This is a genomic window from Sporosarcina sp. AD_1, assembly GCF_057373025.1.
This window is the reverse complement of sequence record NZ_JBPVIR010000002.1, coordinates 108,546-123,940: the sequence shown is the minus strand read 5'-3', so window position 1 is coordinate 123,940 and position 15,395 is coordinate 108,546. Positions and strand designations below refer to the sequence as shown.

The 15,395-nt window shown below is 44.7% G+C and carries 15 protein-coding genes; all 15 read right to left on the bottom strand.

Translation table 11 applies throughout. The features are described 5' to 3' along the window. Window positions 1-36 precede the first annotated feature (36 nt). On the bottom strand, window positions 37-294 hold the full coding sequence (gene fliE, locus ACSW3C_RS03830) for a flagellar hook-basal body complex protein FliE (RefSeq protein ID WP_486561496.1): 258 nt from the start codon (window positions 292-294) through the stop codon (window positions 37-39). A gap of 70 nt (window positions 295-364) precedes the next feature. Beyond that, window positions 365-826: a flagellar basal body rod protein FlgC gene (flgC, locus tag ACSW3C_RS03825; protein ID WP_486561005.1), complete on the bottom strand. Its 462-nt coding sequence runs from the start codon at window positions 824-826 to the stop codon at window positions 365-367. Window positions 827-828: 2 nt separating this feature from the next. Further along, window positions 829-1,221: a flagellar basal body rod protein FlgB gene (gene flgB / locus ACSW3C_RS03820; RefSeq protein ID WP_486561004.1), complete on the bottom strand. Its 393-nt coding sequence runs from the start codon at window positions 1,219-1,221 to the stop codon at window positions 829-831. A 295-nt stretch (window positions 1,222-1,516) separates the two neighbouring features. After that, on the bottom strand, window positions 1,517-2,293 hold the full coding sequence (codY, locus tag ACSW3C_RS03815; RefSeq protein WP_184206761.1) for a GTP-sensing pleiotropic transcriptional regulator CodY: 777 nt from the start codon (window positions 2,291-2,293) through the stop codon (window positions 1,517-1,519). An 86-nt stretch (window positions 2,294-2,379) separates the two neighbouring features. Continuing rightward, a complete protein-coding gene (gene hslU, locus ACSW3C_RS03810; RefSeq protein WP_486561495.1) occupies window positions 2,380-3,780 on the bottom strand; it encodes an ATP-dependent protease ATPase subunit HslU in 1,401 nt (466 codons plus the stop codon). Further along, complete coding sequence (gene hslV, locus ACSW3C_RS03805) at window positions 3,780-4,325, bottom strand: ATP-dependent protease subunit HslV (protein ID WP_238084092.1); 546 nt, start codon at window positions 4,323-4,325, stop codon at window positions 3,780-3,782. Before hslV ends, hslU begins: the two co-directional genes overlap by 1 nt. 13 nt (window positions 4,326-4,338) lie before the next feature. Further along, complete coding sequence (gene xerC / locus ACSW3C_RS03800; protein WP_486561003.1) at window positions 4,339-5,238, bottom strand: tyrosine recombinase XerC; 900 nt, start codon at window positions 5,236-5,238, stop codon at window positions 4,339-4,341. A 346-nt stretch (window positions 5,239-5,584) separates the two neighbouring features. Then, window positions 5,585-6,904: an FADH(2)-oxidizing methylenetetrahydrofolate--tRNA-(uracil(54)-C(5))-methyltransferase TrmFO gene (gene trmFO / locus ACSW3C_RS03795; RefSeq protein ID WP_486561002.1), complete on the bottom strand. Its 1,320-nt coding sequence runs from the start codon at window positions 6,902-6,904 to the stop codon at window positions 5,585-5,587. A 20-nt stretch (window positions 6,905-6,924) separates the two neighbouring features. Further along, the gene (topA, locus tag ACSW3C_RS03790) at window positions 6,925-9,003 is read right to left on the bottom strand and encodes a type I DNA topoisomerase (protein WP_486561001.1); all 2,079 of its coding nucleotides are present in this window, start codon (window positions 9,001-9,003) and stop codon (window positions 6,925-6,927) included. Window positions 9,004-9,178: 175 nt separating this feature from the next. Next, window positions 9,179-10,054, bottom strand: a complete 876-nt coding sequence (gene dprA / locus ACSW3C_RS03785) for a DNA-processing protein DprA (protein ID WP_486561000.1) — start codon at window positions 10,052-10,054, stop codon at window positions 9,179-9,181. Between the two features lie 67 nt (window positions 10,055-10,121). Next, complete coding sequence (gene sucD / locus ACSW3C_RS03780; RefSeq protein WP_486560999.1) at window positions 10,122-11,024, bottom strand: succinate--CoA ligase subunit alpha; 903 nt, start codon at window positions 11,022-11,024, stop codon at window positions 10,122-10,124. Window positions 11,025-11,042: 18 nt separating this feature from the next. Next, a complete protein-coding gene (gene sucC, locus ACSW3C_RS03775; protein ID WP_248511307.1) occupies window positions 11,043-12,203 on the bottom strand; it encodes an ADP-forming succinate--CoA ligase subunit beta in 1,161 nt (386 codons plus the stop codon). Window positions 12,204-12,297: 94 nt separating this feature from the next. Next, the gene (locus tag ACSW3C_RS03770) at window positions 12,298-12,603 is read right to left on the bottom strand and encodes an EscU/YscU/HrcU family type III secretion system export apparatus switch protein (RefSeq protein ID WP_486560998.1); all 306 of its coding nucleotides are present in this window, start codon (window positions 12,601-12,603) and stop codon (window positions 12,298-12,300) included. Next, window positions 12,600-14,537: a hypothetical protein gene (locus tag ACSW3C_RS03765; RefSeq protein WP_486560997.1), complete on the bottom strand. Its 1,938-nt coding sequence runs from the start codon at window positions 14,535-14,537 to the stop codon at window positions 12,600-12,602. Before ACSW3C_RS03765 ends, ACSW3C_RS03770 begins: the two co-directional genes overlap by 4 nt. Then, window positions 14,485-15,315, bottom strand: coding sequence for a ribonuclease HII (locus ACSW3C_RS03760; RefSeq protein ID WP_486560996.1), 831 nt, complete (start codon window positions 15,313-15,315; stop codon window positions 14,485-14,487). The genes ACSW3C_RS03765 and ACSW3C_RS03760 overlap by 53 nt, the downstream gene beginning before the upstream one ends. Between the last annotated feature and the right edge of the window lie 80 nt (window positions 15,316-15,395).

Here is a 15,395-nt window from a genome sequence, read left to right as displayed (position 1 = left end):
ACATAATTAAGAAATCCGTACCTGCTTATCACTTCATCAGACTGGCATACGAATGATTTCTTGGTATGCTTCGACAACTTTATTTCGGATTTCCATCGTGGCATTCAAAGCCACAGAAGCCTTTTGTGCAGCAATCATCACGTTATGTAAATCGACTTCTTGTCCCATTACCAGCTTTTGTGTCAGCCGATCTGATTCGATCTGCTGGTTATTGACATCCTGGATGGCATCTTTCAAAAAAGCGCCAAAGCTTTTCTCCGCCTCATGGGGTGTTTGTTGAACAACCGGCTTCATTAAGTTTGCGATATTCCCGGAATTCAGGACTGATTGTACAGGCATTTCACTATCTCCTTATCTACTATTCTCATTTGCCGATTTCCAAGGCTTTCATCAGCATTGCTTTATTGGCGTTTAACACGGTTACGTTTGCCTCGTATGATCTTGTCGCGGACATGAGGTCAATCATTTCACGAAGTGGATCTACATTTGGCATTTGTACATAGCCATCTTCATTTGCATCAGGATGGGATGGATTGTAGACAAGTTGGAAGGGGGTTTCAGTATCTTCCTTTATAGAGGAGACCGTCACTCCATATCCTGCTGACCCTTTAGACTGTTTTCCCATAGCCGCTTGAAGCATGGAAGAAAATTGTCCTTCACGAGGTTGGAAAGAGACGGTTTTGCGGCGGTAAGGCTGCCATTCTCCATCGACCATCTTCCCTCGCGTCGTCTCGATATTGGCCATATTGGATGAAATGACATCCATCCGAAGACGCTGTGCAGTCAATGCGGATGCCGATGTATTCAGACTATGAAAGATGCTCAATATCAACGTCCTCCCTTAATAACATTTTGCAGTGTGTTAAATTTACCATTCAGCCTGTCAACCAGCGCATTGTAATAAATTTGGTTTGCAGCTAAGTCCGCTTGCTCTTTATCCATATCGACTCCGTTTCCGTCTTGCCGATAACGGAAATTTGAATAATTGAAGACGCCTGCATGGGGTGTTCTTTCGGCAAATTCTATATGCAGCTTATTAGTTCGGTACGCTTTGACAACATTCGACTTCTCTATGTCGAAAACTTCTTGAAAGCTCACGCTTTTCGCTTTGTAATTTGGCGTGTCAACGTTTGCGATATTTTGAGCAATCGTCTTCCCTTTCGTCGAAGAAAAATCCAGCCCCCGTTCTAACATCGACATGGTCGAACCGTATAAATTCATAAAGCCACCCCTTCATATACTAGTAAACTATTATTAAGAAAATTATTTTTTTATATATAAATCTACTTAATACGACATATAATTCATTGTAGCGGATAAGGAAGGAATTTGTCTATAATTTATGATGAAATTCTTATGGTTCCAAACAGCCTTTTTAATTATATAAACGCAAATTTGAATGGTTCTTAGGTACAAAAACTCAAGTTAGACAGCAATCGTTTAGTAGTATTTAAGTACCACCAAATACATTTTCGACAAAAAAAGACCTCACCCTATTGGATGAGGCCTCTTCATTTTAGTTTTTATGTTTTTCCAACTCTTCAAGGAATTTGCTGTTCAATACTTTAATGTATGTTCCTTTCATTCCTAGGGAGCGGGATTCGATTACGCCAGCGCTCTCCAATTTACGAAGGGCATTGACGATAACGGAACGAGTGATACCAACGCGGTCCGCAATCTTTGAAGCGACAAGCAAACCTTCATTGCCATCAAGCTCTTTAAAGATATGCTCAATTGCTTCATGTTCACTGTAAGACAAGGAATTGATCGCCATTTGAACTACCGCTTTGCTGCGGGCTTCGATTTCGATCTCTTCAGCCTTTTCACGAAGGATTTCCATGCCGACTACTGTAGCGCCATACTCAGCAAGGATCAAATCATCTTCGGTGAACTCCTCTTTCAGTCTTGCCAAGACTAATGTGCCAAGACGCTCTCCGCCTCCGATGATCGGAACGATTGTAGTCAAGCCGTCTTTGAACAGTTCGCGCTCTTCTTCTGGGAACACTGTGTATTCGCTGTATACATCAATATTAGAAGACGTTTCATTTACTTCAAATAATTTTTTTGTATATTCTTCAGGGAACTTGCGGTCTTCAAACATCTTCTTCATCCGCTCATTCTCAATTTGCTGATGAATTTCAAGACCAAGCAATTTTCCTTTTCTGCTGACGATAAATGCATTGCACTCAATGACAGAACTCAATTTTTCCGCCATTTCTTTGAAATTGACTGGTTTCCCTGCAGATTCCTGTAACATTGCATTAATTTGACGTGTTTTAGCTAATAAAGCCATTTTTCTTTTCCTCCTTAAAATTATGGACATCCCACTAAAGAATATTCTAAAGCTTTTTAATCATTAAATAAACTAAAATGTTCTTCTTAAAGGATAAAATGTGACAAATCTTTGTTTTTTACGATATTTTTCAACTTTTCGTCGACATAAGCCACTGTAATCTTAATCGTAGAAGGTCCAATTTCGGCCGCTTCATACGATAGATCCTCTAGCAGCTTTTCGAGTATGGTATGAAGGCGTCTTGCCCCGATGTTTTCGGTATTATCGTTTACTTCAAAAGCAATCTCAGCCACCCGTTCAATTGCATCTTCGGCGAATTCAATATGGACTTCTTCAGTTGCGAGAAGTTTCTCATATTGTCGAATAAGAGAGAAATCAGGCTCCTTCAGAATCCTGACAAAGTCATTTTTCGACAATTTATCAAGCTCCACCCGGATCGGAAAACGCCCTTGCAATTCTGGAATGATATCAGAAGGCTTCGACATATGAAATGCACCTGCGGCAATGAACAAAATGAAGTCTGTCTTGACCGCTCCGTATTTCGTCGTAACCGTGGATCCTTCAACGATGGGCAGTATGTCACGCTGCACACCTTCCCGCGAAACGTCTGCTGAAGAGCCTCCACTGCCGCCTTTGCTTGCGATCTTATCCATTTCATCGATAAAAATGATGCCGGATTGCTCCGTCAGTTCAATCGCTTTTCTGGCGATTTCATCTTGGTCAATCAGCTTATCCGCTTCTTCAGCTTCTAATACTATTCGTGCATCTTTCACTTTCATCTTCTTTTTGGCTGTCTTCTTCGGCATGAGAGAGGAGAGCGCATCTTGCATGCTCGCTCCCATTTGCTCCATTCCTGAACCTTGCAGGGCGTCAAACATGGAAGGCTGCTGCATTGTTACATCAACTGTAATTAACTCTTCTTCCAAGCTCCCTGCTCGCAGACGGGCCAGTATATCAGATCGCTTCTGCTTTACTTCATTTAATTCGGTTTGGTCTGGCTGTTCTTGCTCGACTTTTTGGCCAAAAAGCATTTCAAAAGGGTTTTGCATATTCCCCTTTTTCTTCTTTTCAGGAACAAGCAATTCCACAAGTCGCTCTTCGGCATGCTTCGCCGCTTCATCTTTTACTGCTTCGCGCTGTTGTTCCCGGACAATCCGGACACTCGCTTCTGTCAAATCACGAACCATCGATTCAACATCGCGTCCGACATATCCCACCTCAGTAAATTTTGTCGCTTCCACTTTAACAAACGGAGCATTGACCAGTCTCGCAATTCTTCTTGCTATTTCAGTCTTCCCAACACCGGTCGGACCAATCATTAAAATGTTTTTGGGAATAACTTCCCGTCTTTCCTCTTCATCCAGCAGGCTTCGCCGGTATCTGTTCCGGATCGCAACGGCAACCGCTTTTTTGGCATTATCCTGTCCAACAATATAACGATCTAGATAGGCGGTTAGTTCCCTAGGTGTCAATTCTTGTTTTCTCATCAATCAAGCACCTCCACTATGATCTGATCATTCGTGTACACACAAATTTCAGCCGCCGTTTCAAGTGCAGCCTTCGCTATTTGTTCAGCAGTTAATGAGTCTCCGCTATATTTAGCTAGTGCTCTTCCAGCAGCGAGCGCATAATTACCGCCGGAGCCGATGGCAAGTATACCATCATCAGGCTCGATGACTTCACCCGTCCCGGATACCAGTAATAACCGGCTCTCATCCGCCACTAGCAGCATAGCCTCCAGCTTTCTAAGGATCCTGTCTCCCCGCCATTCTTTGGCTAGCTCGACAGCAGCACGTTCAAGATTCCCGTTGAATTCGGCTAATTTCCCTTCAAAAAGATCGAACAGCGTAAATGCATCAGCGACAGACCCGGCAAATCCAGCCAGGATTTTGCCCCCAAACAGCCTTCTCACTTTTTTGGCCGTATGCTTCATGACAACGGATTCCCCCATTGTCACTTGTCCATCTCCTGACATGGCACATACTCCTTTGTGCCGTATTGCAAAAATGGTCGTTGAATGGAATTCCATCACTTCACTCACCCTCCTATGCACGCGGATGTGTATTCATATACGTTTTCCGCAAGTGCTCTTTCGTAATATGTGTATACACTTGAGTTGAAGATATATGGCTATGCCCAAGCAATTCTTGGACTGTTCTCATATCCGCCCCATTGGCCAGCAAATGTGTCGCAAACGAGTGGCGGATCATATGTGGATGAATCTTCGTATGGAGGGAGGCACGCTTCATCAATTCATTCAATACATGTCGTACGCCCCGATCGGTTAACGGTTCGCCTCGCATATTGACAAACAAAGCTTCATGCTGCCTGTTTTTCATCAGCAGCGGCCTGCCATCAGCGAGATACGTTTCCAAAGCCGATAAAGCAAAACTGCCAAAAGGTATGTACCGCTCTTTTCTTCCTTTCCCCATTACGAGAACAATCCCAAGCGACAGGTCGATATCCTTTATTTTTAAGGCGACCAATTCACTGACACGCATTCCAGTCGCATAGAGCAGCTCTAATAGCGCCCGGTCGCGTAATGATTTTTTGTCATCCTGACCACAGGCAGCCAAAAGTTCCCCCATTTCCTCCTCATAAAAAAAAGCCGGAAGTCGCTCTTCCTTCTTCGGATGATGCAACAATCGGAATGCATTATCGTTTACCCCGTAACGAGCATTGGCAAACTTGTAGAACGAGCGCAGCGAGGAGATCTTTCTGGATATGGTCGTCCGTGAAAATCCGTTATCATACAGTTTCGTTACGTATAACCGCGCTACTGGATAAGTAACATCCGAAAGATTAGAAATCCCTTCCGCATCCATGAATGCAAAAAACTCGGTGACATCCCTTTCATACTCCGAAACAGTGAAAGATGAAAAGTTTTTCTCAAGTCGAATGTAGGAAATATACGCAGCAAAAGCTTCTTTGGTTACATCGGTCAAGCAATTCACCTCCAGAATGAATCACTCTCATATACATTATAACAAAGTTTGTAAAGATTTGAATAGTTTTTAAATAGTAATTTGTGGTAATCTTTAGAATCCAACTTTTTACATGAATACTCGAAAATGTCGACTACTTACTCTATTCAAAAGTCATCCACGATTCACTATACAGCAATCAATACTCCCGCCGCAATCAATTCGTATTGAGTAAAAAAGGATTATGTTACATATTCACCGGATCGTCACAATTTATTCAAATTCCCTTTTCCTGTTACTGGAAGCTGTACTGTTTAATTTTCCACAATAGGAAAGAGCTGCCCCAGTAATCAGGGGCAGCCCGCTATCACAATGTAACGGATGCACGGAAACTTTCTAGCGCTTCCAGCGCCCTTCCGGCATGTTTCTCAGCTCTCTCCACTTTTGACTTGACGCGTTCACCCAAGTCAGGAAACAGTCCAAAATTGACATTCATCGGCTGGAAATTCCTCGGATCGGCTTCTGTAATGTATCGTGCCATGCTACCAAGTGCCGTTTCCTTAGGAAAAAGAATCGGTTCCTTGCCTAGCGCCAGCATGGCGGCATTGATTCCGGCAATTAACCCGGAACCGGCAGATTCCACATATCCTTCCACACCAGTCATCTGACCAGCGAAGAACAAATTCTCTCTTGTTCTCAATTGATATGTCGATTTTAGCACCTTTGGAGAATTGATGAAAGTATTGCGATGCATGACACCGTAACGAACAATCTCCACGTTCTCCAATCCGGGAATCAATTGAATGACTTCTTTCTGTGCTCCCCATTTCATGTGCGTCTGGAAGCCGACGATGTTGTACAGAGTTCCTGCCGCATCATCCTGCCTTAGCTGGACGACCGCTCTTGGACGTTTCCCTGTTTTAGGATCTTCCAGGCCAACTGGTTTTAGCGGCCCAAACAACAATGTCTTTTCTCCACGCTGGGCGAGTACTTCCACCGGCATACACGCTTCAAAATACACTTCTTTCTCGAACTCTTTCAATGGAGCTACTTCAGCAGATACGAGTGCATCGTAAAACCTTTTAAATTCCTCATCGTCCATAGGACAATTTAAATAGGCCGCTTCTCCTTTATCGTACCGGGATTTCAAATACACCTTTTCCATATCAATGGAATCCTTTTCAATGATCGGCGCAGCCGCATCGTAAAAGTATAAGTATTCTTCCCCGGTCAGCTCCTTGATCTTCTCTGCTAATGCAGGAGATGTCAGAGGCCCCGTCGCAATCACCGTGATCCCTTCCAGCAGTTGTGTGAGATCTGTCACTTCTTCGTTAATCACCTCAATCAGCGGGTGATTCTTAATTTGCCCGGTCACATTGCCTGCAAATTCATGTCGGTCTACAGCAAGTGCCCCGCCAGCAGGTACTGCGCATTGATCGGCGGACTCGATGATGAGGGAGCCCAGCCGTCTCATCTCTTCTTTGATAATCCCGACAGCGTTCGTTAAATTGTTGGCACGCAGTGAATTGCTGCATACTAGTTCTGCAAACTTATCCGTATGATGTGCGGGTGTCTGTTTGACAGGACGCATCTCATACAAACGGACATTTACACCCCGGGATGCAATCTGCCATGCCGCTTCACTTCCTGCCAGGCCGGCTCCTATTACGTTTACGACTGGTCGCATTTCCTCACTCTTTTCCTGCATCATTCTTGCACGTTTTCTTTATAATCACATTCCGTACATTGTATCTGAATGCCTTTTTTCAATCTTTTTTCAACTAATGTATTTTGACATTTCGGGCATGGACGTGCAATCGGTTTATCCCATGATACATATTCGCATTCAGGGTAACGGTCACAGCCATAGAAAATCCGTTTTGTTTTGCTCTTTCGTTCAACGACCTGGCCTTCTTTACAGGAAGGACATGTAACTCCGATCGGTTTAACAATCGCTTTCGTATTTCTGCAATCCGGGAAATTGGAACAAGCCATAAATTTCCCGAAGCGACCCATCTTAAATACCATCGGAGAGCCGCACTTTTCGCAATCTTCCCCGGCAGGCTCGTCTTTTATTTCGATTTTCTCCATCTCTTCGTCAGCCACTTGGACGTGCTTTTCGAAATCCCGATAGAATTCATCGATGACTTGCTTCCACGGAACCTCGCCTTCTTCAACATCGTCCAGGCTCTTTTCCATTTCAGCAGTAAACTCAATATCGATAATATCCGGGAAGTACTGATTGACCGCCTGATGGACAATCTCACCTAACTCGGTAGGAACGAAGCGTTTGGCATCTAATGTGACGTAACCTCGCTTTTGAATTGTATCAAGAGTTGGCGCATATGTCGATGGTCTGCCTATTCCTAGTTCTTCCAGCGTCTTGACGAGCCTTGCCTCTGAATAGCGTGGAGGCGGTTGGGTAAAATGTTGTTTCGGCTCAATTTCGAGACTTTTTACCTTTTCACCCGTGTCCAACGGCGGGAGAATAGACTCCTTCTCTTCCTCCTGGTCTTCGTCGCTTTCAATGTACACTTTCATAAACCCCGGAAATTTCACTTCCGATCCAGTCGCCCGGAACTTCACATCTCCGTTTAGCAAGTCTGCAGTGACTGTATCCAAAATAGCGGGAGACATCTGGCTGGCAACGAACCGTTCCCAAATTAATTTATACAGACGAAGCTGATCTCTTGAGAGGTATTCCTTCATGGATTGAGGAGTCCTCATGACAGAAGTCGGACGTACCGCCTCGTGGGCATCTTGGGTATTTGCTGATTCTTTGCCCTTCGGCTTTCCAGGCACAGAGACAAACTCCTTGCCGTACATCGTCTCAACAAATGAAACTGCCTCAGATCTCGCTGTATCGGAAATACGGGTAGAGTCCGTACGCATATAACTGATCAGACCGACACTACCTTCCTTGCCAACATTAATCCCTTCATAGAGCTGCTGGGCAAGCATCATCGTTTTCCGTGCACGGAAGTTCAATTTCCGGGCGGCCTCTTGCTGCAATGAAGATGTGGTAAAAGGTGGCGAAGGATTTCTTTTCCGTTCCTTTTTGATAACGTTTACAACTTCAAAAATGTCCCCGTTCAAAGTCTTCAGTGCCTCTTCGACTTGTTCCTTTGTCGATAGTTTAACTTTTCCTTCGGTGTTGCCATAGTAGGCAGCCTCAAATGAACTGCCGTCTTTTTGGAATTTACCTCCGATGGACCAATACTCTTCAGGCTGGAAAGCTTTTATTTCTTTCTCCCGGTCAACAATCAAACGGAGAGCAACAGATTGAACCCTACCTGCTGATAGTCCCTTTTTAACTTTTTTCCAAAGGATCGGGCTGATGTTATAACCGACCAGACGATCCAATACACGCCTTGCCTGCTGTGCATCCACCCGGTTCATATCTATCGGCCGTGGGTGTTTAAAAGATTCCTTAATGGCATCTTTCGTTATTTCATTGAATACAACGCGGCAATCCGAGTCAATATCGATGCCGAGCTGATGAGCCAAATGCCAAGCAATTGCTTCCCCTTCGCGATCCGGGTCAGCCGCGAGAAAGACTTTCTTAGCTTTTTTCGCATCTTTTTTCAACTCTTGCAGAATAGGCCCTTTTCCGCGTACCGTAATATATTTCGGTTCGTAATTATTTTCGGTGTCTACACCCATTTGGCTGCGCGGCAGATCTCGCAAATGACCGATCGATGCCCGCACCTTATATTTCTTCCCCAAATAGCGTTCAATGGTTTTCGCTTTTGCCGGGGATTCCACTATTACTAAATAATCCGCCATAACTTTGCTCCTCCTCAAGAGGTACCCTTTTAATCAAAAAAGTATATTATTTGTTATCTTCTAACCAGCATACCTTTTTCTGCTGGCAACTTAAAAGAATATCTGTTGCAAAATGTATAACAGATTTGAATTAAAATCAACCTTTTCAATATCAAGGTCTCCAAAAAGCTCCTTCTCAGAAGGCAGTTTCAATGATTTGAAAGCCGTTCCAGACAGGGTTTGCCCCTTCTTCGATTAATTTATTCGGGCCGATCGATAAAGGAGAGGTTATTGGCCCTGGAACCGCGTATACGACCTTTCCGTAATCGAGGGCATGTTCTACCGTACTCATCGTGCCGCTCCTCTCCGCGGACTCTGTGACGACCACAGCATCTGCTAATCCGCTAATGATTCGATTTCTCATAGGAAAGGTCCATCTGGTAGGCTGCACATATGGAGGATATTCCGTAACCAGCAAATGATCTTTTGCAATTCTGGAAGCGAGCATTGCATTTTCTTTAGGATATACATGAAAATGGCCGCTGCCAAGCACGGCAATTGTTTGACCGCCATACTCAATTGCTGCTTCATGGGCAAGTGAATCAGCGCCTTTTGCCAGTCCTGAGACGATAACTATACCGTGTTTTACCAGCGGAGGAACAATCATAGAGAGGGCCGTTCTGGAATATTCCGAAGCCTTTCTCGAGCCAATGATCGATATTTTTGCATGGGCACTGAACAATGTGATGTCCCCTTTTGCATAGAGGACTGCCGGAGGATCGATAAGCCGCTTTAAATCGTTCGGGTAGTGGGAATGTGTGATAGGAATGGGGGTAATGCCTTCTTGGCGATACAGGCGATCTAAAGGGGTTTGGTCAAGTTCTCGTAGCCGATCGCTCAATCGCTCGGCTTTGCTGATAGGTAGTCGCAACAATCGGGATAGCAGTTCAGGCTTCATCGCAGCCAGCCTTTCCAGATCGGGGTCTATCTCGAATAGTGGCTGGATCCGATTCCAAGGAACAGGATAAATATAATGCAAGCGGAGCAGCTGGCGCTCCATTGGACTGTACAATTGGTCAACCTCCTTAGAAAATAATAGCAAAAATGCAGTATGCCATTACAGCATACTGCATTCGTCATTAATGAGTTTTACACTTGTCGTAGATGCCTTTTTCCTTAATGACTTTGATTAATGTTTCGCCGATAACAGATGGTGTATCCGCTACTTCAATACCTGCTTCTTTCATCGCTTTAATTTTTTCAGCAGCAGTACCTTTACCGCCGGAAATGATAGCGCCCGCATGGCCCATACGCTTTCCTGGAGGTGCAGTTTGTCCACCGATAAAGCCTACAACCGGCTTAGTCATGTTGGCTTTAACCCACTCTGCCGCTTCTTCTTCAGCAGTACCGCCGATTTCCCCGATCATCACAACAGCGTATGTTTCAGGGTCTTCATTGAATGCTTTTAGAACGTCGATGAAGTTCGTACCGTTAACAGGGTCTCCGCCGATACCGACAGCTGTCGTCTGGCCGATTCCAGCTTGGCTCAATTGGTGAGTCGCTTCGTACGTAAGAGTTCCGGAGCGGGAAACAACACCAACATGGCCTTTCGTATGGATATAGCCAGGCATGATGCCGATTTTACACTCGTCAGCCGTGATGACGCCTGGGCAGTTCGGGCCGACAAGACGTGTTTTCTTGCCTTCCATGTAACGCTTTACTTTTACCATATCAATAACAGGAATATGTTCAGTAATACAAATTGTCATATCCAATTCTGCATCCACTGCTTCCAAAATCGCATCAGCTGCGAATGGAGCTGGTACATAAATAACAGAAACGTTAGCCCCTGTAGCTTTTACAGCTTCTTCAACTGTATTGAAGACAGGTACGCCTTCCACTTCTGTGCCACCTTTACCTGGTGTAACACCGCCGACGATTTTTGTACCATACTCAAGCATTTGTTTAGTATGGAAAAGTGCTGTAGATCCTGTAATACCTTGTACAATCACTTTTGTATCTTTATTAATATAAATAGCCATTGTTTGTCCCTGCCTTTCTTAGCCTACGAGTTCAACAATCTTTTGTGCACCATCAGCCATTGTATCGGCAGCGATGATGTTAAGTCCTGATTCGTTCAATAGAGCTTTACCTTTGTCGACATTTGTCCCTTCAAGTCGAACAACAAGAGGAACTTCAAGGCCAACTTCCTTAGCAGCTGCGATGACACCTTCAGCAATTACGTCACACTTCATGATACCGCCGAAGATATTGACGAAAATTCCTTTTACGTGCTCATCAGATAGGATGATTTTGAACGCTTCTGTAACTTTTTCAGCTGTCGCGCCGCCCCCAACGTCAAGGAAGTTTGCGGGTGAACCGCCGTAATAGTTGATTGTATCCATCGTAGCCATCGCAAGTCCTGCACCATTGACCATGCAGCCGATATTGCCATCTAGGGAAATATAGCTTAGGTCATATTTGGACGCTTCGATTTCTTTCGCATCTTCTTCATCAAAGTCGCGAAGTTCTACGATGTCCTTATGACGGTACAAGGCATTGTCGTCAAAGTTGAACTTTGCATCCAAAGCGAGTACATTGTCATCGCCAGTTACGACGAGTGGGTTGATCTCAACAATGGAAGCGTCCTTCTCAACGAATACTTGATAAAGGCCCGTCATGAATTTTGCCGCTTTATTCACAAGATGGGATGGGATGTTCATGTTGAATGCCATGCGTCTTGCTTGGAAACCAGTAAGGCCGACAACCGGATCGATTACTTCTTTGAAAATCTTTTCCGGTGTTTTTTCAGCCACTTCCTCGATGTCCATACCGCCTTCTTCTGATCCCATTAATGTAACGCGATCAGTGGCACGGTCAACGACTAGGCCGATGTAGTATTCTTTTTTGATGTCAGAGCCTTCTTCAATTAGAAGTCTCTTGATTTCCTTGCCTTCTGGACCTGTCTGGTGAGTGACAAGTGTTTTTCCAAGTAATTCTTTTGCATATTCACGCACTTCATCAAGATTCTTAGCAATCTTGACTCCGCCCGCTTTACCACGGCCGCCTGCATGGATTTGTGCTTTTACAACGACAACATCCGTACCGAGTTCCTTAGCCGCTTTTACAGCTTCATCGGGAGAGAATGCTACCCGACCGTTTGAAACAGCGACGCCATAGTCTCTTAGCAGCTGTTTTCCTTGATATTCATGGATATTCATCTTACATCCTCCAATCGAACTTGTAACTATTATTTACTGCCCTATCTATTGTAGTAAACCTGTCATATAATGTCCACAATTGTCTTTCGCAGATTTAATGATTTTCGACAGATTTCACACTGTTTTTTCCATATTCCCTATCCAGTTGGTAAATGTATGCAAACACTTCGGCCACTGCCTGGTATAAAGGCTCCGGAATTGTTTCATTTACATCTAGATTTCCAAGAAGTTCAATTAACGTAGGATCCTGCTGAACGGGTACGCCATGCTCCATCGCTTTTTCCAAAATATTATCTGCAATCTTGCCTTTCCCCTTAGCAAGCACTTTGGGAGCCTCTAATGAACCCGGATCATAGGATAAGGCAACAGCTTCATGCCGCCTATGTTTGTTCTCATTCATATCCTGAAATCAATCCCGTTCTCCCTGCTCTGCTCGACAGGTTTTTTTCTCATCTCTTCGGCAAATGGTTTAAAGAATACACCAGACAGATGATATTCCGCACTTTCCAACCCTTCTCTCAATCTGTCTGTAAATAAATCACCAACCAGTTTCAGCTCTGCTTTTTCATTAAAAATCGTCACAGTCACAATCCTGCTTTGCACCTGCATGTCCACAATTGTTTTGTCAAGCGCTTCAAGATCCAAGTAAAATAATATTCTTGCATAATCCGGATCGATTTGATCGTTTTCTTTCATTCTACCGTTCCATTGCAGCGTAGCGTCAATTTTTTTACCGAAAAATGAAAGGGGCACCTGCATGATCAACTGATAGTTCAAGGATGTCTCGCCGGATAGCAGCGAAGGTCCATTGAACCTGGCAATGACAGCTTCCGCCAAGTCCCGCAAAGCGGGAGATGCAGCGGGGTCATGGATGAGCGAGAGCAGTTGCGGTTTTAACGAGCGCGCAAGCTGGGCTGCTGCATCGGAGTCTTTATTCGCAAGACCGGCTTCATACTGAAAGCCAAAAGATTTTGCGATCGTTTGCATCGCATCTTTTATTAGATGACCATTGAGATTCTCTGCCAACTTCTCATTCGCTTCCCCTACCAGCCCTTGAACAGCCGGATAACTGGACTCTGCTGCCATTTGAAAGAGATTGCGTAGCTCTTGCCCCGTCTTATTGCCTGCCAGCAGGGAGGCCATTGGGTCTGTCTCTTGCATAAGCGGCTGCGCAGTATGGTGCGCTACGACTGCACGGACAACCATTTCGGTCACTCGTTGCAGTGGCTCTGTAAGGGAACCTGCCGGGGTCGATTGCAATCGTTCCATCGCCATATTAATAGAAGCCTTTTGTTCGTTAGAGAGCCAGCTCGCCAACTTCAGTTCATTTTTTAATACAGTAACTGCGTCCGAATCCGTTCCATATGAATGTAATACATTTTGCAACAGGGCCACGATTCGGCCAGTGCTGCCAGGCTGCATTGTCTGTTGCGTCATACCATCTTTGCTGCCTGTTTCTAACGCGCTTATTCCAGAGAGGTTTGGGATGACGGAGGCTGGTGCTGATTCCCCACGGCCGGCTACTATGTCTTGGAGAATGCTCGGAAAGTTAGCTAGCGATGCCCTTGCAGGCAAGAGGTCCGCCTTTTTCAGCCATTGTAATAATTGGAACCGTTCTTCATTCGGTACTGTTTTATCCATCAACTTCAGAATCGCTTCGTTTAGAATCAATTTCGCTACGGCTTCATGTCCGCCTTTCGTTACGGATGCCAAAGAGTCCAATATGGTATTTTTTGTAGCGGGAGGGACGGAAGCATCTTCATTCAACACTACTTGTAATGCTTGAAGCAAAGGGTGCAGCGGTTCTTTCCCCACTACACCGAGAATGGCACTGAAATTGGTTTGTGTTAGGGGCAATTTCAGTGCCATTAGTTTTCCAATAGCAGCAAGGGCGGCTGTCTGTTGCTTGCCGGCAACTGTTCCAAGCAATTTTTCCGCCTGAATTAACTGCTCCTTCGAAACGGGAATCTTATTTTTCAACAAGAAAGCAAGAAGACTTTGCATCTCCTTTGTTTTTGGAAGGTCCAAAGATTCCAGTAAACTCGCAATTTGCTTTCCTTGGCTTTCCCCCAATTGCATAGGACCAGAAACGATTTTCAATTGCAACTCCGGTTCGACCGATTCCACTTGAAAATAATAGGCGTCGCCCGCTTTCATCGGAACTTCCAGTCGCGCAAGCATTCGATTGTTTCCGATTTGGATTTCAGCCATTTGGCCGGGGAATAATTGTTTGACACTCCCGTGGAACATCTGGCCTTCCCGCAGGACAATCGGCTTACTGTTATTTTGTGTTAAGGATCCTCCTGTTACTTGATTGATCATCGGATGGCTCATCAGCAAACAAGCCCCTTTCCATTACTGTTTTTACCGGTTCAAACGTTTTTCTGTGAATTTCACATGGGCCATAGGCATATAGGGCTTCGACATGCTCTTCCGTTCCGTAGCCCGCATTTTGCTTAAAATTGTACATCGGATACTTTTCATGGAACTGTTCCATCAAGTCATCCCTTGTTGTTTTCGCGAGGATTGAAGCAGCTGCGATCGCCAAGCTTTTGGCATCCCCTTTTATGACAGAGACAGCCTCACAGCCGGTATGTAGGGGCATTGCGTCAGCAAGGACGACATCCGGACGGACCTGCAGCTCCGCGATTGCAGTTTCCATGGATGCTTTTGTTGCGGAATAAATATTCAGTTCATCAATGCGCTCTGCAGTTTGTATATGTATTGAATAACTGATGGCGATTTGTTTAATCAATTCCGCCAGACGGATACGCTCGTGTTTCGGAATTTTTTTCGAATCGTCCAGTCCCATTAGTACTTCCGTTTCTTTTGGCAAGATGACTGCCGCACAAACAACCGGTCCTGCAAGAGGCCCTCTTCCAGCTTCATCAATTCCTGCCAGCATTGCACCATCGAACCGTTTATACGATTCATCAAATTCTACTTTTTCCATGTATGCCGCTTCTTTAATCAATCGTTTTTCATAACGACGCTGCCAACGTTTCAGTTCATTTTTCACTCCAGCCCGGGAATCTTTTGCTAATTCATCCATCCAAGACTCAGGCACTTCCGTATTTTGCAGCCGTTCCGCAATTTCCTTTATTGTTTGCATCCGTACACCTTCTGACACTAGTATTGTTCCTTAGCCTATTATATCGACAAAATAACGTAAGAATCGATACCCATTCTAAG